The following is a 22,467-nucleotide window of genomic DNA, read 5'->3' on the forward strand; positions in this document are numbered from 1 at the left end:
CAACTTTTTTGATCGGGGCATATTGTGGCGGGACGTATCGACGACGAATACCAGCAGCTAAAAGCCTCCACGCATTCGCGCGTGGTGGAGCGGCTGGATGAGGAAGGTATTGAAGTCAGTCGCACGCAGACCGAGCGGCTGCACGATACCGTGCGCCGCGCCGTCATCCAGCACGTCACCGAAAGCCGCACGCCGCTCTCCAGCCAGGACATGAACCAGCTCGTGCGTGACATGATCGATGAAGTCACCGGCTTTGGGCCGCTGGAGCCCCTGCTGAAAGACCCCCGGATCAATGACATTCTGGTTAACGGCCCGAACAGTGTCTTTGTGGAAGTGGCTGGTGTGCTGCAAAAAGCACAAACCCGTTTCATCAACGATGATCATGTACTGCGTGTAATCCGCCGTATTCTCGCGCCACTGGGCAGACGCCTCGATGAAGCCAGCCCAATGGTGGATGCGCGCCTGCCGGACGGCTCGCGTGTCAATGCGGTCATCCCGCCGTTGGCGCTGGACGGTCCGTCGGTGTCGGTGCGGAAATTCACCCGTCACCACCTGATGGCGGATGATCTGATCAAGGCCGGGTCAATGACCGATGAATGCCTGCGCATTCTGATTGATGCGGTTCAGGGCAAGCGCAACATCATCGTCAGCGGGGGGACCGGCACGGGCAAGACCACCATGCTGAACCTGATCAGCCAGTACATTCCCCGCAACCAGCGCATTCTTACCATTGAGGACTCCGCCGAGCTGGTGCTCAACCATCCGCATGTGGTGCGGCTGGAAACCCGCCCGGCCAATGCCGAAGGCAAGGGCCGTATCTCAGCGCGAGATCTGGTGGTCAATGCCCTGCGGATGCGGCCTGACCGGATCATAGTCGGCGAAGTACGTTCCGCCGAGATCATCGAATTGTTGCAGGCCATGAACACCGGCCACGACGGTTCCATGAGCACCATCCATGCCAACGGCACCCGCGAAGCGCTGGTGCGGATTGAAACCTTGCTGGCGGTGAGCGGCTATGAAGCCAGCGAAAAAGCCATTGGCCGGCTGATCAGTTCGGCGCTGGATGTCATCGTCCAGCTTGAACGTCTGCCCAGCGGCAAACGTATCCTCAAGGAAGTGGTGCAACTGACGCCGGACGACGACAACCTGTATGCCATGAAATATCTGTACAGGAGCCCCGATGAGCTCTGAAGCGCTGTTGTCCGCAGCCCGCATGCTGGGCCTGCTCGCCATCCTGGTGGTGGTCGCGCAGTGCTGGCTGCTGCACTACCGCCGTGGGCGAAAGATGCGCGAAGTGATCGGCGCGCGCATGGTCAGTCAGCGTGAGTTTCTGGACGAAAACAGTGAGAGTCTGCTGATTACAGGCCGGCTGGAAAAGCTGCTGATGAAGGCCGGTATTCGCACCACGCAGAGCGGCCTGATGCTGCTGGCGCTGGTATTGCTGGTGTCCTCAGCAGTGATTCTTGCACTGTACGGGCCGATGGCGGCGCTGCTGTCACTGCTGGGGTGGATGCTGCTGGGCTGGGTGTACTGGAACCTGCGTTATCAGCGCCTGCGTCGCGCGATCTTCGATAACCTGCCGACCATTATTGATAACGTACTGCGCAACATGGATGCGGGCCGGTCGCTGGACCAGGCCATGATCGATAGCCTGCGGGAAGCGCCGGAGGTGTTTGCACCGCTGGCGTTCCGGGTGCGCAGCGCCGTGGAAGCCGGCCGTGAATATGCCGGGCTGTTCGATGGCTATGCGCGGTTGTATCAGGTGCCACCGATGGTGCTGGTGGCGGTGACATTGCGGACCACCAGCCGATTTGGTTCATCGGTGCGTCCGGTGCTTGGGCAGGTGTCCGATTCATTGCGTGCACAGCAGGAAATGCGCCGCGAATTCATGGCCTCCACGGCTGAAACACGCATGACAGCCGGTGTGTTCGCCGCTGTGCCGATACTGCTGTCGCTGTATATGGTGCTCACCAACGACACCTATCGTGATGTGTTACTCGGCACGGACAGTGGCAAGGTCATGCTGATGGTGGCTGGCGCGTTACAGACATTGGGCGTGATCGTCATTCTGCGCATGATTCAGGGGGTGGGCCGTGGTTAGTTTCCTGGTCGTCATACTGCTCGCGCTGGTCGCGCTTTGGCTGGCGGTGGGACGCGCGGAAGTCTGGCAGCGCCACCAGCGTGTCACCGAGCGCATGCTGCAACGTCCCGACGAGGAAGGGCCTGCGCCGCAGAGTGCGGTGCTGTCCATGTTGTCTCGTCGGGTTGCGGGCTCCTCCTTTGCGAAGGCCGATTATCTCGAAATGGCGAATGCCCTGCGATTGACTGGCCGCAGTGCCGAATCAATCCAGACGATCTACCTGATAGCGTGCTGGATGCTGCCGGCCGCCGTAGCGGTGCTGGGGCTTGTTCTGGGCGGCATAGTGCCTTTCATGGTGTTGCTGGCAGTGGGGTTTATCCTGCCACGACGCATGATTCGCGGCATGGGGCACAGCTCCTGCCGGCGGCAGAACCTGGAAGCCATCGAGTTTGGCCATGTCTTGCGCATGCTGATTGAATCTGGCCTGTCCATCGAGCGCGCCATTCGCATCGCCACACTGCAGGCCCGCGAACTGATGCCGACCATGATCTACCGGCTGGACCGCTTCGGCCGCCTGATGGAAGCCGGCGCAGACCGCAGCGAAGCCCTGGCGGAAATGGGCGGCGACCGCAACGTGCCGGTGCTCTACAACCTGACGCAACTGCTCAAGCAGGGTAGCCGGCTCGGCGGCGGTATCACCAGCGGCATCGAGCAGATCATCAACGAAGGCCAGAACATCGAAAAAAGTCGCATCAAGGAAGACGTTAACCGCGTGGGCGCCAAAATGACCATTGTGATGATGGTGTTCATGCTGCCGGCGCTGTTCATCATCATTGGTGGCCCGGCGATCGTATCGATCGGACAGGCGTTGAGCCGATAACGGATAAAAGGAAGGGAGTGACCCGGATGAGATCCATGAAGACAGCCCTGATGGTCGCCATCACTATTGTAGCCAGCGGCTGCGCAAACCGCCCGTTGAACGGTGGTCATGCCGACGCTGCCGCAGAGCCCGCACCAGCCCCGGCGCGAGTGGTCGAAGCGCCGGCGGAGACGCCGGTACGCAGTGACTTCCGGCCCCGAGTAAACTGCTCGACCAACGTGGCGCCCGAAGAGCGCGTGGAGCTGGAAATGGTGGACACCCTCACCTCCCGGGGGCGCCCATATGCGGCATTGGCACAACTGGAAAAGACGCAGCAGAAAAACATTGAGTACTGGCTGCGCTATGGGCAGCTACAGGCCAAGACCCAACAACTGCTGCGCGCCCGCTCGGTATTCGAAACACTGGTAGAAAAGTGTGATACCGGCGAAGCGCGCCATGGCCTTGGTATGGTGATGGTGAAACAGGGCGATCTACAGAGCGGCCTGTCGGAACTGCGACGTGCGGCGCGTATGCTGCCAGCTTCCCCGGATGTACGTAACGACCATGGCTATGCGCTGTTGATGGCCGGCCGTCACGATGAGGCGATGTTCGAACTGATCACGGCACTGGAGCTGGAGAATGGCGCCGGCCGTGCGCGCCAGAACCTGGCGGCGGCCTACATGTTGTCTGGTGACAGCGCCGGGCTTGAAAGGCTGCAACAGAATTATCATTACACCGATGACGAGCTGGCGCATGCGCGTAGCCTGGCCAACCAGCTCAGGAGGTTCTGATCATGTGGAAACACCTGCCGATTTCTGTCGTATTGCTGAGCGGCGTGATGGCATTGCCGGCTCTGGCTGCTGAGCCTGAATCCTATCCTTCCGGGTTCTCCGACACTGTGGTCAATATGCAGCGCGAGACCGTGACCGACTGGCTGCTGCAACAACAGCGACAGAACGCGCCCGCGGTGGAGAGCGAACTGCCCGCACAATTGTACGTGGACAGTCAGCGTCGTCTGGGTGACAGCTTCAGGACGCCGATTCCCGATTCCTTTGGTGAGCAGACACGCGAGCAATCCGGTCGCTGAGCGGTGTCTGCAGGAGATGTGTCATGAACCGTCGTGAGCGCATCGTATTATTGTCCCGCCAGCGCGGTGTGCTGGCTGTTACCACGCCGTTACTAATCATATTGATTGTCCTTTTCACAGTACTTTTGCTTGATGGTGCGAGGCTGTATGCGGTAAAGCGCGAAATGCAGGCTGTAGCAAATGCGGCTGCCATGGCGGCAGCGGATGGCGCGCAGGCTTGCGCGGGACTGGAACTGGAAAACGATCAATCTATTCGGAGTATCGCAGAGGCGGCGGCTGTTGCCGCAGGGAAACAAGCCCTTGGCGGAGATTTGACGGTGATACAGGCCGGGACGCTGACCTCTGTTAATGATCGCTGGCACTTCCGAGAATTCGATCAGTCGGTCAAAGAATCCAATGCCGTAAAAGTCGTTTACTCGCTGCGCGAGCCAATTTCCTCATTGCTACCCGGTTTGTTTGGTGGCGTTGATATGGCAGCGATTGCCGTGGCACGCAAAGAAGTCGTAGCTACCGTTTCCGCAGGCGGATCAACGGCTGTTATCGGCGGAGATGATCAAACCGCTGGGCTATTGGGCGCGCTGCTCGGGGCGCTTTTGACAAATGGTAAACCCTTTGCGCTGGATGCAACGGACGTTAGGAGCCTGGCAAGTACAACGTTTGCTCTTGGTGGCTTTCTTGACAATATCGGTGTCAGCGATCTTCTGGTGGGTGCTGACCGCCTTGTGCCAGTAGATCACCTCCTTGAAGCAATTCTCGCCGGTCTTGGTGAGGGAGGAGGGGATGCGGGTGACGCAATAGATCAAATGCTGGATGCTGCTGGCCTTATCACCACCAATGTGCGGCTGGGAGACGTATTACGTAGCGTCGGCCCTATTGAGAGGCCAGGTGACGTCAAGATTCCTGTGTACGATACTGTAATGGCTGTTGTTCTGAACGCGCTTTCCGGGAATGTTGTGGGTCTCGCTGCACCTAGAGAGGTAAATGTCGGTTTGGGCGATATAGTGTCGGTCGATCTCGATTTGACCGTGGGTGAAGCGCCCGCTGTGCTGATAGCCCCCGCCCGGTTTGAACCCAATGGTGATCCCATGCTGACGTTTGAAGTCGCCGATGTGATATTGGGTTTGCGGGTAGGCGTTGAGATACCTGGCTTGGCTACGATAACGGTCCCGCTTTTGGTTAAAACCGGTGGGGGGAGTGGCTATCTAGCTTATGCGGACTGTGCTGTGGGGACGAGCAATAATGTTTTGCTTGGCTTTTTGCTGCAGCCCGAGGTGGTGAAAGTATCGACGCAGACACTGCAAGCTAATGGGGCACTAGTGCAAGATGGGGTGCAGGTTCATCTTTTAGAGGCGCTTCGTAGCTTGCTGACTATTTCTGTGTCTGCTCGTCTTGGAGAGCTAACAGTCGGTAGCAGGCCGTCACAACCTGTGCTTAGAGAATTGGTGTTCAATCTCTATTCAAAAGAGCCTGTGGGAGCTTATGTTTCGCCCGGGTTGGGAGTGACATCGGTTGGTGCAGGTTTGGAGATAGATGTGGACGTCAGGTTGCAGGAAGAGGATTGCCGCGGCCTGCTCAGTTGGCTGACCTGCCCGTTGGGTGAATTGCTGAACCCACTGCTTGACGAGTTATTGAACGATATTACCGGGCCCGCCATTGAGTCGTTGGTGAATGATACGTTGGTTCGAGTCTTGAATGGTCTTGCCAGTGACATTCTGGGCCCGCTGCTTGCGGGCCTGGGTTTAAACCTCGGAGGAATGTCTGTTGATGTAACCCATGTCAGTCAGGATCAGGTGGTTCTGCTAGACTGCTTCCTCGTGAATTGTGAGCTACTTGATGAGTAGACAAATTTAAGGCCCGTTTCGCAGCGGGCCTTTATCCTCTAAATTCAGGCAGGTGAATGAACGGTATAGGCTCTCAGTTTGGCCGCAAACTCCTGCAACGCCCGTATCCCACTCTCCTCAGCTTCCTGACACCACTGCTTCAATGCTTCCAGCATCTCCGCCGAACTCAGGCTGGTCCGCGACCAGATATCCTGAAGCCGCAACCGGAACTGGTAAATTGCAGCCAGCGTTTCATTGTGCGAGGTCAGCCGGTCGAGCCGTTCACGGCAGCGTTCGGTAATCAGGCTCTCATCTCGGTGCAGCAGGCTGTGGCAACGCTGGAAAAAGCTGCGCGTGACTTCACAGGCGCGCTCGCGTTCTTCCTGGAACACGGGTGTGATCACTTCGCGGCGATACCGCGCCATGACCTGAAAGCGGTTGCTGATCAGGCCACGCAGGGTGTCCAGATCGATCACCTGCTTGTCTCTGGCCAGCACCGGGCGCGGCGGCACCTTGTTGACCTTGGCCAGCCGCAGGGTTTCCAGCACGCGAATCCAGAACCAGCCCACATCGAACTCAAAACGGCGCACGGACAGCTTGGCTGAATTCGGATAGGTGTGGTGGTTGTTGTGCAGCTCTTCGCCACCGATCAGGATGCCGATCGGGCTGATGTTGCGTGACGCATCGCGGCTTTCGAAATTGCGATACCCCCAGAAATGCCCGACCCCATTGATGACGCCGGCGGCGAACAACGGAATCCAGACCATCTGCACCGCCCAGACGGTAATGCCGATGGCGCCGAAACAGAGAATGTCGATGCCCAGCATCAGGAAGATGCCGGCGAAAGAATACTTGCTGTACAGATTGCGCTCGATCCAGTCATCAGGCGTGCCGGCGCCATAGCGGGCCAGCGTTTCCTGGTTCATCGCTTCTGCCTTGTACAGCTCGGCGCCTTCACGCAGGACCTTTTTCAGGCCCAGCACCTGCGGGCTGTGAGGGTCTTCGTCGGTTTCACAGCGTGCGTGATGCTTGCGGTGAATCGCCGTCCATTCCTTGGTGACCGTGCCGGTGGCCAGCCACAGCCAGAAACGGAAGAAATGCGCTGCGATCGGATGCAGGTCCAGCGCGCGGTGCGCCGAGTGCCGGTGCAGGTACACGGTCACACTGACGATAGTGATATGGGTCAGGACCAGCGTGATCAGTACAAGCTGCCAGACCGAAGGGTTGAACAGACCATTCCACATAACAATGTCCACGGCGCCGATGGGCGGGGTAACAGTTTAAAGTCGCCATTCTAGCCAGTGATGCGTTGGCTCGGCAGGGGCTGTAAGGCCAATAGCGCTGGGCGGAGGAGCCGCATCTGGCGGGACAGGCGCTTTCTCCTGAATGACGCAGGCGCCGGGATAGGGCGCTCTCCCTACTAGTGTGCGGGCGCGGGAGCAGTTTGCAAGCGGAATGGTGTGGCAGGCTGGGTGGGCTCGGCGGGAAGCGCGCAGCGAATCCCGCCACCTCCCTTACTGGATACGCGTCACCAGCAGATGATCCGACACCAGCCGAAGCAGCTGCCAGCCGGGGCTCACGAAGGTGGTCGCCACGGCCTCGGTAACGATCAATGGCCCGTTGAGCGGCTCGTCCACCGGCAGGCTGTCGCGCCCCCGCACCGGCACGGGCCCCAGGCCGGCTACCTGGCTCGTCCGGACCGGACCGGGCGCCGTGACCCGGCCAGCCGGGGCATCGGGCAGAGTCTCCCTCAGGCTCAGACGGGCACGCAGGTTCACCCGCGCGACCGGCGCTTGCAGGCGGTGCCCGTAGCGCTGTTCATGCAGTTGGTGAAAATGCGCTTCTGCCGCAGCAATGTCGCCCTGCCAGGGCACGCTCAGCGGGAACGACTGGCCGGCGTAGCACACATCCAGCATGACCTGTTGCTCCAGCGCGGCAGGATCAAGGGCGCCGCCCTCTTCCGTCTGCATGGCCTCGTGTGCCTGCATGATCAGGGTGCTGGCCAGCGCATTGAGGCTCTCGGTATCGGTTTCTGTAGGCAGTGCCTGGATCAGCTCCCGCTGCCGTGGCGCGCGCACCAGCCCCTGGGCAGAGAGTACGCCGCTGTTGCGCGGTACCAAGGCGCGGGGGATGCCGAGCATCTCTGCCAGGGCGCACACATGCAGGCCGCCGGCCCCGCCGAAGCACAGCAGCATGAAGTCCGCCGGATCAAACCCCTTCTGGATGGAGATGACGCGCAGTGCCTGGGCCATGTGCTCATTGGCCAGATCAATGACGCCGCGTGCTGCGTGTTCGGGCGATGTGCCCAGTTGTTTGGCCAGCGCCGCCAGCGCGTGCTCGGACGCGGCGCGTGACAGCGGCAGGCCGCCGCCGAGCTGCAGATCGTCCGGCAGGTGGCCCAGCACCAGGTTGGCGTCGGTCACCGTCACACCGGTGCCGCCGCGTCCGTAACAGGCCGGGCCGGGGTCGGCGCCAGCGGAGGTCGGCCCTACATGCAGCATGCCGGCGGCATCGACGGCGGCCAGCGAGCCGCCGCCCGCGCCGATGGTGTGCATGTCGACCATCGGTACCGCGACCGGCCAGCGGCCGATGTGCCCTTCCAGCGTCAGCCGGAAACCATGATCCAGCAGGGCGACGTCGGTGGAGGTGCCGCCCATGTCAAAAGTCATCAGGCGCGGTTCATCCAGTGCCTCGCCGATGGCGCGTGCCGCATTGAGCCCGCCGGCCGGCCCGGACAGCAGCAGATTTACCGCCCGGCCAGCGGCGGCATCCAGCGCCAGCGTGCCACCGCCGGACTGCATGATGCTGACCGGCGCCGGGGAAGCGCCGCGCCCTAGCCGGTCGAGATAATCCGCCACCTTCGGGCCCAGCCAGGCATTCAGCCAAGTGGCCAGCCCGCGCTCGTACTCACCGGCAATGGGCAACACCTCGGCGGAATGGCAGACAAACCCGGCGCAGTCTGCCAGCGCCGCATGCAAGCGCTGTTCATGCTCCGGGTTGAGATAACTGAATAGCAGGCTGATCGCGATGGCCTCCGGCCGCACAGCCCGGACACGCGCCACTAATTGCTCAATGGCCGCCTCATCCAGGGGTACGATCTCCTGGCCGTCTGCGTTGAGGCGTCCGGCAATGCCGAGGATGTCATCTGCCTGGATCACCGCGTCATCACGGGTTGGCGTTAAATTGTACAGCTCTGCCCGGGTCTGGCGTCCGATCAGCAGCACGTCCTCCAGCCCTTCGTTGGTGATGAACAGCGTGCGTGCGCCCTTGCCTTCCAGCGCGGCATTGGTGGCCACGGTGGTGCCATGAATGATCGCCAGCCGTCCGCTACCCAGAGCCTCTTCCAGCCCCATCTCGCGGATGCCCTGGAAGATCGCCTCCTCCGGCGCAGAGGGCGTGGAAAGCACCTTGTGGATACGCTCGATGCCCTCTCCGAGCAGCACGAAGTCAGTAAAGGTGCCGCCGGTGTCGACGCCGAGCCAGAAGCGGGGTGAGGTCATGAAGAGCGAGCCTGTAACGCTGAGGTGAAAGCCTGCGAAACGGTAACGCGGATGCGCCGTGTCGTCGATGCATTCGGCGATAATGCAGGTATCATCCGGATGTCATCGCCCTATCACACAGACAGGAAACACTGCGTCATGCCCGAATTGCCCGAGGTCGAAACCACCCGCCGGGGTATCGCGCCACATCTGGAAGGCCGCCGTATCCGCCGGGTGGACCTGCGCCAGCGTCAACTGCGCTGGCCGGTGCCCGATGAAGTGGCGAGCCTGAAAAATGCGGCCGTGAGCAGCGTGGGCCGGCGTGCCAAATTTCTGCTGGTGGACCTGCCTCGCGGCCAGATGCTGATGCACCTGGGCATGTCCGGCTCACTGCGGGTGGTGCCGGAGAAAACGCCGCCGAACAAGCATGATCATGTGGATTTCGTGCTCGATAGCGGCCAGATGCTGCGCTTTACCGACCCACGCCGGTTCGGCGCCCTGCTCTGGACTGCTTCACCGGGCCAGCACCCGATGCTGGATCACCTGGGGCCGGAGCCGCTGGACGACGCCTTTGATGACGATCTGTTGTTCCGGCTGTCCCGGGGGCGCCGGCAGAGCGTGAAGACATTCATCATGGATAACCGGATCGTGGTGGGCGTTGGCAATATTTACGCTCAGGAAAGCCTGTTCATGGCGGGTATTCACCCGTCGCGACCGGCGGGCCGTATCAGCGCTGCACGCTACCAGCGTCTGTCCGCCGCGATCCGCGAGGTGCTGGGCCGGGCAATCAGGGCTGGCGGCACCACGTTGCGGGATTTCAGCCGGGTGGATGGCCAGCCCGGATACTTCGCGCAGGAATTGTCGGTATATGGCCGCGCGGGCGCGCCCTGCCTGCAATGTGGCACCCTGCTCAGCCAGAGCCGCCACGGGCAACGCAGCACCGTCTATTGCCGTCGCTGCCAGACCTGAAAGAGCCGGCGGATCAGCGGTAAGGATGGTTGCCGCTCTCAGACCAAAGGTGTAGATTGTGATGCAATTGCCGGTTTATTAACCACTTAGAATGGATAATGACAGCAATACATGAGGGTCTGTTGCCGCTTCATTCATCACCGCGCCGGTGCCTGTTTTTGCGTGGAGCAAGGCGCGAGCAGCGAAGTTTAGTCATTCTAAATGAGCGGCGAGCAACGCGGCGCCACGCAAAAACAGGCCCGGCCCTTCGGGTTGCCGCCCCCAGGCACGCTAGGCCGCGTTGCGGGGCTTGGAAAGGGGCTGCCCTTCCCTGCGCCCGCGCCTTGCCTGGCGTGCCTGGGGGCGGCAACGCGGTGATGAATGAAGCGGCAACAGACCCTAACTATAAGAAGCACTCCATAAAACACAATCAATGAGGGATTGATCATGCTGCGAGCCAAGCGGCCGTTCCTGGCCGGTGTCCTTGCCGCCTCTCTGATCACCATGGGGATGGCACCACTTACCGCTAACGCCAGCACGTATTACGCAGAGGATCGTCCTACCGAAATGGCGGTGGCGGGGGATATTCTGATTGCGCGTCCGGTGATGCTGGTGATTACCGGCCTGGGCCTGGCTGCATTTACGGTCTCGCTGCCATTCAGTGCACTGGGCGGCAATGTCGATGAAGCCGGCGAGACACTCGTCAAGGCACCAGCCCGCTCCACGTTCCTGCGCTGCCTGGGTTGCACACCCGCACAGCATGAACAGCGTCAGGCTGCGAAGCGTACCCGCGACGCGAATCGATAAGCGAATCGATATAAAAAGCCGGCAAAACCAAAAAGCCGGTATTTAATGGAGATAATTAAATGAAAAAGGTGTGTGCGGCCGTAGCTGCTGCGGCAATGGGTATGTGGGGGGGCGTTCAGGCGCAGGATTTCCCGCAGGGTTATATTGGTATCAGCTATGCCCAGCCAGAGCAAAATGACCGTTTTTTTGGCGATGACCGGTTTGATACCGGAGATGTTTTTTTCCGCTTGGGTGGGCATCTTAATGAGATCTTTGATACCGAACTGCGGGCGGGTACGACGATCTCGACAAAAACCGGGAGCGGCCGTGAATTTGGCCACGATTATATCGTTTCGATAATGCTGCGCGCTGGCTATGATATCGGGCCTGTGCGGCCGTACGCGGCGGTAGGGCTGACATACGGTAAAGAATGGCTGGAGTTGGCCAACGGCAGTAAATTCAGGGAAACCTTTGATGACGTTTCCTACGCGGTTGGCATGGATATCAGCCTGGGTAAGCGTATCGGTGTTAACGCAGAGTATGTGCAGTACTACGATATTGGCAACGTAACCCTGAAAGGACCTTCATTCGGGGCTATTTGGCGCTTTTAAATAGTGGACTCTATAACAGCTTAATAAAGGGGTGGGCGAGTGCCGCGAACGGCTCGTGTCATCGGGGGAACAGGAATGCAAAAAAATATCTGGCTATGGATGATAATGGCAGGGCTGCTCCTCGGTTGCGGCGGCGGTGGTGGTGGCGGCGGGGGTGACGGTATCAGCCTGGGACGTCCCTCTGTGTCAGTGCTGGGGCTGACGGCAGGCCAAACGGTCACCGTCTCGCTTAACGCCCGAAGCGAGCTCGTCTTTAACACCGACCAGACGCGTTCGTTCGCCACCCAGGTGCAGGATAACAAAAGCTATACCCTGACTCTGGCAGCTACGGGTACAGTCTGTACCTTTAGTAACGGACGTAATGGCATTGCCTCCAAGGATGCGAATCGAGTCCACCAGGTGGGCTGTGGCGCCGAGGTGGTTATCCCGCCGGACCCAGACCCTGAAGAGAATGATCCTGCTGACCCAGGCGTACGCCGCCTGACGGTCTCCCTCAACGGCGTGGGGGTAGCAGAAAATCCGGTTAGTGAAGCCCAGAACGCGACCGTCCAGGTCATGCTGCGTGGCCCCGAGGGCCAGCCGCTGGCCAGTGAGGTGGTGCGCTTTGAGGTGACCTTGGGCGAGCTGTCACAAGACAGCGCCTTGACGAACAGTTCTGGCTTGGCAACGGTAATCCTGGGGCCTGGCGAAACGCGAGGCGCGGGCACGCTGACAGTCATCCATGATTATCTTTACGGCGAAGACGAGCGCGTAGCGACTCATACGGTAAATTTTGCGACTGACGGCGATGCATCTGGAGCGCCGCCCGTGCAAACCGAGGATTACCTGCTGGTGTTGGAGTTGGTGGACGCTGCGGGCACGGTAGTTGCGCCGGCGGGGGCGATCGTAACCTCTACGGCGCCTCTGACATTGCGCGCCACGATGACGCAGAACGGCGCGCCCGTACCTGGCCAGGTGATCCGGTTTTCTACCGCCGTGGGCGAGCTTGAGCATGCGTCGCGACTGACAAACAGCCAAGGTATTGCCGAAACCACGTTGTCTGCGGGGGTCACCCCGAACGCGGGCTCAATCACCGCCACTGCGAGCATTGGGCAAGCAACTGTAAATGCCAGTATCAATGCGGAATCGCTGGGCGGGCAACAGCCCGGCACGGGTACCGCGCCGCTCGTTGTCAGTCTTGCTCTCCGGGACGCTACCGGTGATCCGGTGGGTACCGCGGGCAATCCTGTTACTCAGGACCGGTCGGCAACGGTTACGGCAACGGTCACCCTGGATGGTCAGCCGCTGGAGGGTGAAGTTGTCAATTTCAGCAGCGGCAATTTTGGTGAGCTTGCACCAGCCAGTGCGCTGACAGATACAGCGGGCGAGGCTGTTGTGCGTTTACATGCAGGGCAACAGGAAGGCGCGGGTACTCTGCTGGCGGCCGTGCCGTACCAGGGCCAGACCTACACCGCCAATGTCAACTTCCTGACGCGCGGCTTATCTGAGGAAGATGGCGAAACGGTAACACTGACGTTGAGCCTGGACGGCGAGTCCAACCCCTATGCATTGAATCCACTGACCAATACCAGCCCGGGCGAAGTACGACTAACCCTGACACGGGGTGACAATGCGATACCCTTCCCCGGTCAGGTAATAACCTTCGAAACTGAACTGGGACAATTGGAGCAGCAAACAAGGCTCACTGATGCAAGCGGCGTGGCGGCAACGCGACTGTCTGTAGGCCCTGATGATATCAGTGGTGCGGGCACGCTCCGGGCATTCTTTACGCTGGCAGGTGAGCAACACGAGGTAACCCTCAACTTTGCACTGGTCAACACCGAGGTTGATCAGAAGCCAGTGCTTGCGCTGACCCTTTCCAATATCCAGGTGGACAAGGACAATCCGGCGCTGGCCCGGGCGACAGTGACCCAAGGGGGTGTCCCGCTAGAGGGTGTGGTGGTGGAATTTTCAACCGACGCGGGAACCCTGAGCCCCACTTCCGGTAATGCTTTGACTGATGCTTCGGGTGTGGCCACGCTGAGCTTGCTGGCGGGTGAGGTAGAGACCGCCGGGACGATTACCGCGGCGCTGAGGGGCGTGGCAGACGTTGCGGACTCCGTTAATTTCAACACCGCTGGTGACGATGGCGTTGCACAAAATCCGCAAACGGGTTGGACATTGGAGCTGGCGTTGCGTGACCAGGCCAACAGCACCGATATCACGCAGATAGGCGGCAATGATATTGGCCTGGTCATGGTGCGCCTGCTTGATGCACAGGGAAATGGTGTAGCGAACGAAATTGTGCGCCTGGATGCCACTGCCGGGAACTTACTGCCCGCAAATGGACTGGTACTCACTGGGCCGGATGGACGTGCACAGGCGAATTTGGCGTCCGGCGGCGTACCGGGTGCCGGCACTGTCACGGCCACCTTTGGCAGCTTGAGCGCGGAAGTAAACTATATGCTGACGGGCGAAGAGCCAGCAGCGGGCGATATTGTCCTGACCGCACCGAGGACGATCAACGCCAGTGAGCCGGAAGAAGTAACAGCGCGGCTGACCGACGCATCCGGCGCTCCGGTGGCGGACCAGATCGTTGTCTTCTCTTCCGAGCTCGGTACCTTCGAGCCATCATCGGGCAGAGTAATGACGGACGCGACCGGGGTGGCCCGCATCATGCTGGATATTGGCGCCGCGTCCGGCGCGGGCACGCTGACGGCACGAACGGAATTCGACTCTCACAGCGAGTTTACTACCCATAACTTTACTGCGGTGCAGGATTTCCAGCTGGCGCTGCAGGTGAACTATAGCGACCCGACAGCCAGTGTAGTGACCAGTGAACATTCGGCGACAATAGTGGCCACCCTGACGGGTGCGAATGGCCCCGTTGAAGGCCGGGTTGTCACCTTTGCAGCGACCGCGGGCGAACTTGCCGGAACATCGGGCCGGACGAACGCAAGCGGCCAAGTGCAGGTGACACTTGTCGCAGGCGCGGCACCTGGCACTGGCGACGTCAGCGTCACGATGGCCGATAACGCTGCTGTCAGTGCGAGTGCAGAGGTTGAAACCCTGGGCGGAGAAAGCTTGTTCACGCTCGAAATCATCGGTATTGAAAACAGCGGAGGGGTGGTTACTACGGATAACCCAATCCGTGGAGAGGACCCAGCGCGTGTGCGTGTCCGTGTGGGACATCCTGATAGTAGCGAGGTGGCGAACCAGCTCGTGTCACTGGAAACAACATTGGGTGAGTTCCAGGGGCCGGTTTCGTCGGGCACCACTGCCACTATCACCACGGATGCCAGCGGCGAGGCCTGGGTAGAACTAGCCTCAAGGGGAGTATCTGGCGGCGGCATCGTCACAGTAAGCTTCCCGCAAGCGGACCTGACAGCAACGGCGGTCTTCACCATCCGTGAGAGCGGGGTAAATGATGTTTACCTTGAAGCGCTGCGGGTTTATGACAACAACAATGTCGAGACTCGGGTAGTGCCGGCGGGTGACTTCCTGACCGTCGAGGCACGGGTGATCGATGGCGGCGGCATTGCGATGCAAAACCGGGTAGTGACCTTTACCCTGGATTCACCCGCTGGCGTCGGTGGCCTTGACCCGATTAACGGCACCGCGCTGACCGATGGCAACGGTGTTGCCACGATAAGGCTTACGTCCGGGACTGAACGCGGAGCGGGTATGGTAACCGCCACCGTACGTATCGGCTGGGAAGGTGAAATGCAAAGCTCCAGCCAGAGCGCATCCTTTTCGTCCGAAGGAGGTGGAACGGGGGCGACGCCGGATCCGGTGGAGATCGCTCTTGAGTTTGACTCCGCCATCGATCCGGGGCCAGGTTTGCCGCTTACGCTCGTCGAGGGCCAGAGCCTGCTAGTTTCTGTTGCCTTTACGGCAAATGGCGCGCCGTGGACGGGCGAGAGTTATGTCGAGTTTTCCTCCTATTGTCTGCAAGCCGGGAACGCCACGGTGGTGCCAGATGGCCCGGTGGCCAACTTGGGAGGTTACGCCAGAGCGACTTACACGCCTGGCACGGGCTGTCTGGTTGATACGCTGTATGCGCGTGCCCAGGTAGGCCCTGATCTGCTGCTGGTCGAGCGTGCATTTGAGATCACCCCGGCGCCTGCCCGCGTTATCGAGTTCCTGGGGGCCTCACCTGCCGTACTAGGCCTGAAAGGCTCATCGCAGGCAGGGGCGACAGAGACAGGCCGTTTGACCTTCGTTGTCCGCAGCGATACAGGTAACCCGGTCGCGGCAGGTATGCAGGTTCAGTTTACGACAGTAAACAATATCGGCGGCTTCGATATTACCTCTGATCTGGTGACCCAGACTGACCATAATGGTGAGGTGACTGCTACCGTACAGAGCGGCAGCGTACCAATGGTGGCCGGCGTCAGAGCGGAGCTTGTGGATACCCCTTCCATCTTCGCGACGGGCCAGATCTCTATCCATTCCGGCGTGGTAACGCAGAACAGATTTTCACTGGCCTCAGAGCAGATCAACGTTCTGGCCGGTAATCATCAGGGCGTGAGCGTACCAGTGACAATTCGGGCTGCGGACCGCTTCGGTAACTGGTTGGACGGAGTAGACGTCAACTTCACCACCGAGTTGGGTGATATTGATGGTAGCTGCGAGACTTCAGATGGCACATGTTCTGTGACATGGACCAGCCACGCTGCCCAACCAATACACTTTGACGGGGATCGTTCTACTCGACCTTGTCTGCCCCGTAATGAAGCGTTTGAGCAAGGGGTGTTGAGTCCGGTGGCGTGTAATGCCTTCGATCGTTACGGCCGTAGCACTATCACTGCCTGGACAATCGGTGAAGAAAGTTTTGTGGATCAGAACGGCAATAATCTATTTGACGTGGGCGAGGAATGGACACCTTTGCCGGAAGCCTTCCGGGATGATAATGAAACTGGTATTCACGAGTTCGAGCAGCTCTTTGCCGAAGAATATATGGACTTTGATGCCAGTGGGGATTACACCGCTGTGGATATGGTGACGGCCCGTTTCCGGGGCGTGGGTTGTGCGGATGCGCAATCGGATCATTGTGACGCGCTGACGAACGTGCGCCGATCTGTTCTGATCGTGCTGTCCACCGATAATATCCAGGGGTGGGTGGTGCAACCTGGCTCTGGTTATACGAGTTGGGCTGATTCCGCTAATTCCGCCCTGCCGCCTCAGGGCTGGGGCAGCGCGGTGCTAACCGGGTTGCAACCGCTTGCCACCCTCTCCGTGACAGGCGGTGAATTCAATGTTGTCATGGCAGATTTGAATGGTAACGCACCGGCGATAGGCTCTAGTATTTCGGTGTCCGCGAGCGATTCATCGGCGAATATTATCGGCCCGTCCAGCTGCCAGGTGGCTAACCAGACTGAACCGTTGGTATGTACCTTTACGGTAAAGCCGAGCCCGGGTGAGACCATTGAGATCGGTACAGATATTCTGGTGACCTTACAGAGCGCGGCTAATGTTGCGCCTTCAGTGAAGACAATCACTATTCAGTAAATATTTTTAAGAAATCCTTCGCTGATACGAAACCGCCACCTGAAAGGGTGGCGGTTTTTTTACGCGGATTGGCGGGCGTGAGGCCAACTTTTGGAAACGTCACGCCAGGAATTTTGCCAATGTTGCCAAGGGGAGGGCTGGGGAGGGGGCCGCCCAGAATGCCGCACCTTAGCTTGCTACGACTACCAGCCATCATCACCGGACACACTCGAAGCGTTATCCAGCCGTGACTTATCATGGCTTTTTAGTAAAATAGAGCAGAGGCTGACGCCCCGAAGAACTGAAAGCCCCAGCATCACCTTTCCATCGGCAGGATCGTTTGCTTTTTGGTTTCGCGCCAGACGTCGGCGCCTGCGACCTCAGTGCCACTTCTTTACCGCTAATCTATAATAAACCTTTTTTTACTGGAAAATGATTACGGTGCGGTCGGACGCCCTAAGGTCGCTACAATGGAGCGAAGCTAAGAAGCGCATCGTGGAATAGCTTTTACACGCGGTCAAGTAAAGTGAAGCTGGACCGCTTCCTGACGGTGCCCGGTGAGCCAGCCGGCTCTACCGTGGTGGGCTATAGTGCGGCATTCGGGCTGGGCGGACCCCTCCCCGGCCCTCCCCTTGGCAGGGGAGGGAGTTTGCTTGGACCTTGGCAGAGAAGACCAGGGCCTGGCAATGCTCGGCAAGTTGGATAAGCGGCCCGTCCTACGCTTGGCGTCTGAGGTTCTCCCGGTACGCGCCCCTGGCGGTCGGTTGTCCTGCGGTCGCTACGAGAGAGCCGAAGCTATAGGAAAAGTCGCGCGGCTTCACTCGGGATCAGACGTGATGGATACATGCGCACTCCCCTCCCCTCGCGGATCACTGGCCGCACTCACCTCGCCTTTTTCCTTCTCCCATAACACCGCATGCATATCCCCATACGTCCGCCCGGTAGATTTCAACGTATGGCCGCGCACTTCCAGCAAGCGCGCTTCATCTGAGCCAATAAATGCCGGCTCTACCTCGACCACGTCCGGTAGATACTGATGGTGATAACGCGGCCGACTCACCCACTCGGTCACCGGCTTGCCCGCCAGTGCTTCCTGCACCCCGAGCAACACCATGCTGATAATGCGGCTGCCACCAGGCGTGCCGAGAATGGCCACCTTGTCGTCCCATTCCACGAACGTGGGCGTCATGGAAGACAGCGGCCGTTTTCCGGGCGCGATGGCGTTGGCATGGCTGCCGATCAGGCCGTAGGCATTTGGGCTGCCGGGTTTGGAAGAAAAATCATCCATTTCATTGTTGAGCAAAATGCCGGTGCCTTCGGCAACGAAGCCGGAGCCGAAGGGCAGGTTCACGCTCAGGGTGGCGGCGACGCGGTTGCCTTCGTCATCCAGAATGGAAAGGTGCGTGGTGTGCGTGCCGGCAGGCTGTGCCAGTGGTGCGCCCAATTCGCTGCTCGGCGTGGGCTTGTCCAGGCTGATCCCGCGTGCCAGTTCGCGTGCATGCTGCACGCTGAGCAAACGCGTCACCGGCATGCTGACAAAATCAGGATCGCCCAGGTGCTCGGCGCGGTCCCGATAGGCGCGCTTCATGGCTTCAACGGTGAGGTGCGGCAACAGTTCGGGGGCGATATCGCCGTCGTTGAATTGCGCGAGGATATTCAGCGTTTCCGCGAGCACAATGCCGCCAGACGACGGCGGCGGCGCGGAAATGATGCGCGCGCCGCGAAAGGTGCTGACGATGGGCGCGCGTTCCTTGATGGTGTAACTGGCGAGATCATCGAGCGTCCAGAGACCGCCTGCTGCGCGAACGCCGCGCACCAGATCGCGGGCAGTGTCGCCTTCATAGAAGCCGGCGTGGCCCGCGCGGGCAATGCGTTCCAGTACGCGGGCAAGATCTGGCTGGCGGATCTGATGGCCGGCTGGCGGCACCTTGCCGTCTTGCAGGAAGATCCGGCTGGCGGCGGGATAGCGATGAAGCACCTCATCGCGGAAGCCGGCCAGCGTACGATAGCGCTCACTTACCGGGAAGCCTTCGCGGGCGATCTGAATGGCGGGCGCCAGTGACTGTGCCAGCGGCAACCGGCCGTAATGTTCAGCCAGGTGTACGAAGGCGGCGGCCTGGCCGGGAATACCGGCGGCCAGCGGGCCGTTGATGGCGTGGTCGCGGACGACGTTGCCGTCCTTGTCCTGGTACATGGTCGCGCTTGCCGCCGCCGGGGCAGTTTCGCGGGCGTCGAGCATGGTCTGCAGCCCGTCGTGCTGCCGATGCAGCAGCCAGAAGCCACCGCCGCCCATACCGGAACTGGCGGGCTCGACCACCGCCAGCACAGCTCCCACGGCAATCGCGGCATCAAAGGCATTGCCGCCGGCCTCCAGAATCTCTAAGCCTGCCTCGGTGGCGAGCGGGTGGGCACTGGCGATGGCGGCGGCCGGCGGCCTGTCGTCCGCCAGTGCCGGTGGGGCCAGCAGAATAATCAGCAGAATCCAGGCGTGGCGCAGCATGTCAGGCTCCCGAATGGGTGGTGTGGCCTAAACGCGGCAGGGTCAGCCGCGTTCCTTGCAGATGGCTTGCAGTGCGCGGGATACGGCCGGCGGCACGAACTGGCTGACATCGCCGCCCAGCAGGGCGATCTCGCGCACCAGGCTGCTGGAGATAAAGGACAGGTGCTCGGCCGGCGTCAGGAACACGGTTTCCAGGTCCGGTGCCAGCTTGCGGTTCATATTGGCGAGCTGGAACTCGTACTCGAAATCCGATACCGCGCGCAGCCCGCGCAGCAGGATATTGGCCTCCTGCTCCTGGCAGAAGAACGCCAGCAGCTTGGAGAAGCCGACCACCCGCACGTTGGGCAGGTGCCCCAGGCATTCCTCGGCCAGCGCCACGCGCTGGTCGATATCAAACAACGGGCCTTTCTTTTCGCTCTTGGCGATGGCGACGATCACCTCATCAAACATGGCCGCAGCCCGTTCTACCAGATCCTTGTGGCCGTTGGTGATCGGATCGAACGTACCCGGATAGACGACACGGTTGGTCATAGCGCGTTACTCATTCGCCGAAGATGATGCGGCGAAGGATACCGGAAGCAGGTGGCAATCTGAAATGCCGGCCCCGGGGTGGTTCCGGGGCCAGTGGTTCAGGCGCGGGCGGTGGCGGGGCGCAGCTTGTCCGCCAGCAGCGAGGCGTTGCGGGCGGTCACCGCATAGATACTCAGCTGCGGGTTGACGCCGACGCTGGTGGGGAACACCGAGGCATCGAAGATGTAGAGGTTGTCCAGGTGACGATAGCGGCCGTCGCTGTGGGTCACGGCGGTCTTGTCATCCTCGCCCATGGCGCAGCCACCCATCACATGGGCACACCCCAGGGGGACATAGTTGGGGGCAAAGGTGTATTGCTCGATAGCCTGCTTTGCGTCCGACCACCTGGTGTGGAACCGGGCGTCCGAGTGCCGGGCGCGGACCTTCTGGGCACCGGCAGCGAACTGCATTTCCACCTGGCTCAGGATGCTGTGGCGTGCGCCTTCGAGGATATAGTCGGTGACCGGATAATCCACCACGGGGGTGCCATCGTCACGCAGTTCCACGGCGCCGCCGGGATTGTCCTCGTGGAAACCGTCGCGCATCAGCGCCAGGCTCACCCCGAGATTCGGCAGGGCCGACATCTCTTCGTGCAGGCGTTCGCCATGGGTGTCCAGCAGCACGGAAGTGACGCCGGGGTGTACTGGCAGCGCCTCGATCTTGTAGCCGACTTTGCCCGTGACGCCATCGCGCCAGACAAATTCATCCGAGTACACGGATTGCGGCGCCCCGTAGTAACCGGCGATTTCGTCCTCATACACACCAAAGGCGCAACTTACGACATGCAGCGTGGTGCGTTTGCCAACGCGGCCGTGCGGATCGGGTACGTTCGAACGCAGCAACAGCCCCGGTGTATTGATGCCGCCGCCGGCCACGATGATGGTCGGTGCGCGCAGGGTAATACGGCGACCGGTCGGCACGCGGTCGGCGCCGATGGCCTGGCAGTTGACGGCTGTGACGCGCGTACCGTCATGTTCCAGCGTGGCGGCCTCGGTGCTGTGGAACAGCGTCGCGCCAGCTTTCATGGCTTCCGGCAATGTGGTCACCAGCATCGACATCTTGGCGTTGGTCGGGCAGCCCGTGCCGCAATAGCCGATATTCCAGCAGCCGTTGACGTTGCGCGGGATCACATCCCAGTGCCAGCCGAGTTTTTCGGCGCCGCGTTGTATCACGCCATTGTTGGCATTGGGCGGCATCACCCAGCGGCTGATATTCAGGCGGGCTTCCATGCGGTCAAACCAGGGCGCCATCTGCGCAGGGGCAAGGCCGTCCACACCGAATGCATCGCGCCAGTGTTCCAGCGTCTGGTCGGGGGTGCGGAAGCTGGACGTCCAGTTCACCACAGTGGTGCCGCCGACGGCGCGGCCCTGGAGAATCGATACGCCGGCATCCTTGGACGTGCGCGTGGCGCCTTCCTGATACAAATCACGATAGGCTTCGCCTTCATCCATGTTGAAGGCGTTGCTGCTTTTCAGGCGACCGGCTTCCACCAGAATCACTTTCAGCCCGGCCTTGGTCAGGATTTCTGCGCTGACGCCGCCACCGGCGCCGGTGCCGACGATCACCACATCGGCATCCATGGCCATGTCGTCCGCCAGGGTGGCGCCGTCGATGACATGCCAGCCATCACGAATACCCTGCTCCCAGGGATCGGGAATGCCGCGAATCACGAGTTGGGAAAGATCCTGTTTCATACAGTGGCCACCTTCTGTGGCGTGCCGGGATAGCCGGTATGGCGCACGCCTTCTTCTGTGAGATACCAGGCCCAGACCAGCGGCTGGTTGATGGCACGCAGCGAGAGCCGTGCCAGGCCGTTATCGCGTTCGGACCACTGCTGCACCGTATCGCGCAATTGTTCTGGCGCCTGCTTGTCGAAGGCGCGCCAGGTGCCGGTGAGATACCAGCGCATCGGCGGCAGGTGCATGGCGTCCAGCAGCTTGAACAGTTCTGCACGCGCGCCCTGCGAGGCGGAGTGCAGCAGCTTGTCCATTTGCTGTAGCGCGTACTCGATCTTTTCTTCTGAAGGCGTAAAGGCACCGGCGAGCAGAATCGGTGTCAGCGGGCGCAACAGGGCAAGATCATTGTCGCGCAGGTGCAGGAAACCATCGGCGGCTGACATGTCGCGGCTGCACCCGGTGAGCAGGGCCAGCGAGGCGCCGGAGGACACCAAGGCACCACTGATCAGCCCGAACCGTATGAAATCGCGCCGGCTGAGGCCGGCGCTGTCCGGAGGATTTATTGTCATTATGCTGTCCGTG

At 60.6% G+C, this 22,467-nt stretch carries 16 protein-coding genes; 10 read left to right on the plus strand and 6 right to left on the minus strand.

Annotated features, from left to right (window positions below; all coding sequences use genetic code 11):
* Positions 1–24 precede the first annotated feature (24 nt).
* From S7S_RS00475 to S7S_RS00500, 6 genes are read left to right on the plus strand one after another with little or no spacing between them, the layout of a single operon-like run.
* Entirely contained in the window at positions 25–1,191 is a 1,167-nt protein-coding gene (locus S7S_RS00475; RefSeq protein ID WP_035205569.1) for a TadA family conjugal transfer-associated ATPase, read from the plus strand.
* Complete coding sequence (locus S7S_RS00480; RefSeq protein WP_008739071.1) at positions 1,181–2,101, plus strand: type II secretion system F family protein; 921 nt, start codon at positions 1,181–1,183, stop codon at positions 2,099–2,101. Before S7S_RS00475 ends, S7S_RS00480 begins: the two co-directional genes overlap by 11 nt.
* Entirely contained in the window at positions 2,094–2,960 is an 867-nt protein-coding gene (locus tag S7S_RS00485) for a type II secretion system F family protein (RefSeq protein ID WP_008739077.1), read from the plus strand. Before S7S_RS00480 ends, S7S_RS00485 begins: the two co-directional genes overlap by 8 nt.
* 35 nt (positions 2,961–2,995) lie before the next feature.
* Positions 2,996–3,730 carry a tetratricopeptide repeat protein gene (locus tag S7S_RS00490; RefSeq protein WP_008739079.1) on the plus strand — a complete coding sequence of 245 codons (735 nt, stop codon included), beginning with the start codon at positions 2,996–2,998 and terminating at the stop codon, positions 3,728–3,730.
* 2 nt (positions 3,731–3,732) lie between these two features.
* Entirely contained in the window at positions 3,733–4,026 is a 294-nt protein-coding gene (locus S7S_RS00495; protein ID WP_008739080.1) for a hypothetical protein, read from the plus strand.
* A 23-nt stretch (positions 4,027–4,049) separates the two neighbouring features.
* Positions 4,050–5,867, plus strand: a complete 1,818-nt coding sequence (locus tag S7S_RS00500; RefSeq protein ID WP_008739082.1) for a TadG family pilus assembly protein — start codon at positions 4,050–4,052, stop codon at positions 5,865–5,867.
* A 44-nt stretch (positions 5,868–5,911) separates the two neighbouring features.
* Here the strand turns inward: S7S_RS00500 and S7S_RS00505 are convergent, their stop codons facing one another.
* Complete coding sequence (locus S7S_RS00505; RefSeq protein ID WP_008739084.1) at positions 5,912–7,090, minus strand: DesA family fatty acid desaturase; 1,179 nt, start codon at positions 7,088–7,090, stop codon at positions 5,912–5,914.
* Positions 7,091–7,360: 270 nt separating this feature from the next.
* Positions 7,361–9,346, minus strand: coding sequence for a hydantoinase/oxoprolinase family protein (locus tag S7S_RS00510; protein WP_008739085.1), 1,986 nt, complete (start codon positions 9,344–9,346; stop codon positions 7,361–7,363).
* 138 nt (positions 9,347–9,484) lie between these two features.
* Here S7S_RS00510 and mutM point away from each other — a divergent pair, with 138 nt between their 5' ends.
* The 4 genes from mutM (at position 9,485) to S7S_RS19960 (ending at position 17,160) form a co-directional block, all read left to right on the plus strand.
* Positions 9,485–10,294, plus strand: coding sequence for a bifunctional DNA-formamidopyrimidine glycosylase/DNA-(apurinic or apyrimidinic site) lyase (mutM, locus tag S7S_RS00515; protein WP_008739087.1), 810 nt, complete (start codon positions 9,485–9,487; stop codon positions 10,292–10,294).
* Between the two features lie 426 nt (positions 10,295–10,720).
* The gene (locus S7S_RS00520) at positions 10,721–11,080 is read left to right on the plus strand and encodes a hypothetical protein (protein ID WP_008739088.1); all 360 of its coding nucleotides are present in this window, start codon (positions 10,721–10,723) and stop codon (positions 11,078–11,080) included.
* A 59-nt stretch (positions 11,081–11,139) separates the two neighbouring features.
* Positions 11,140–11,670 carry a porin family protein gene (locus S7S_RS00525; RefSeq protein ID WP_008739090.1) on the plus strand — a complete coding sequence of 177 codons (531 nt, stop codon included), beginning with the start codon at positions 11,140–11,142 and terminating at the stop codon, positions 11,668–11,670.
* A 75-nt stretch (positions 11,671–11,745) separates the two neighbouring features.
* Complete coding sequence (locus S7S_RS19960; RefSeq protein WP_008739092.1) at positions 11,746–17,160, plus strand: Ig domain-containing protein group 1 domain-containing protein; 5,415 nt, start codon at positions 11,746–11,748, stop codon at positions 17,158–17,160.
* A 796-nt stretch (positions 17,161–17,956) separates the two neighbouring features.
* Here the strand turns inward: S7S_RS19960 and ggt are convergent.
* The 4 genes from ggt to S7S_RS00550 form a co-directional block, all read right to left on the minus strand.
* Positions 17,957–19,639: a gamma-glutamyltransferase gene (ggt, locus tag S7S_RS00535; RefSeq protein WP_008739095.1), complete on the minus strand. Its 1,683-nt coding sequence runs from the start codon at positions 19,637–19,639 to the stop codon at positions 17,957–17,959.
* Between the two features lie 42 nt (positions 19,640–19,681).
* Positions 19,682–20,170, minus strand: a complete 489-nt coding sequence (gene coaD, locus S7S_RS00540) for a pantetheine-phosphate adenylyltransferase (protein ID WP_008739097.1) — start codon at positions 20,168–20,170, stop codon at positions 19,682–19,684.
* Positions 20,171–20,268: 98 nt separating this feature from the next.
* Positions 20,269–21,903: a GMC family oxidoreductase gene (locus S7S_RS00545; protein WP_008739116.1), complete on the minus strand. Its 1,635-nt coding sequence runs from the start codon at positions 21,901–21,903 to the stop codon at positions 20,269–20,271.
* The gene (locus tag S7S_RS00550) at positions 21,900–22,454 is read right to left on the minus strand and encodes a hypothetical protein (RefSeq protein WP_008739118.1); all 555 of its coding nucleotides are present in this window, start codon (positions 22,452–22,454) and stop codon (positions 21,900–21,902) included. Before S7S_RS00550 ends, S7S_RS00545 begins: the two co-directional genes overlap by 4 nt.
* Positions 22,455–22,467: the final 13 nt, after the last annotated feature.

Source organism: Isoalcanivorax pacificus W11-5, assembly GCF_000299335.2.
Taxonomy (GTDB): domain Bacteria; phylum Pseudomonadota; class Gammaproteobacteria; order Pseudomonadales; family Alcanivoracaceae; genus Isoalcanivorax; species Isoalcanivorax pacificus.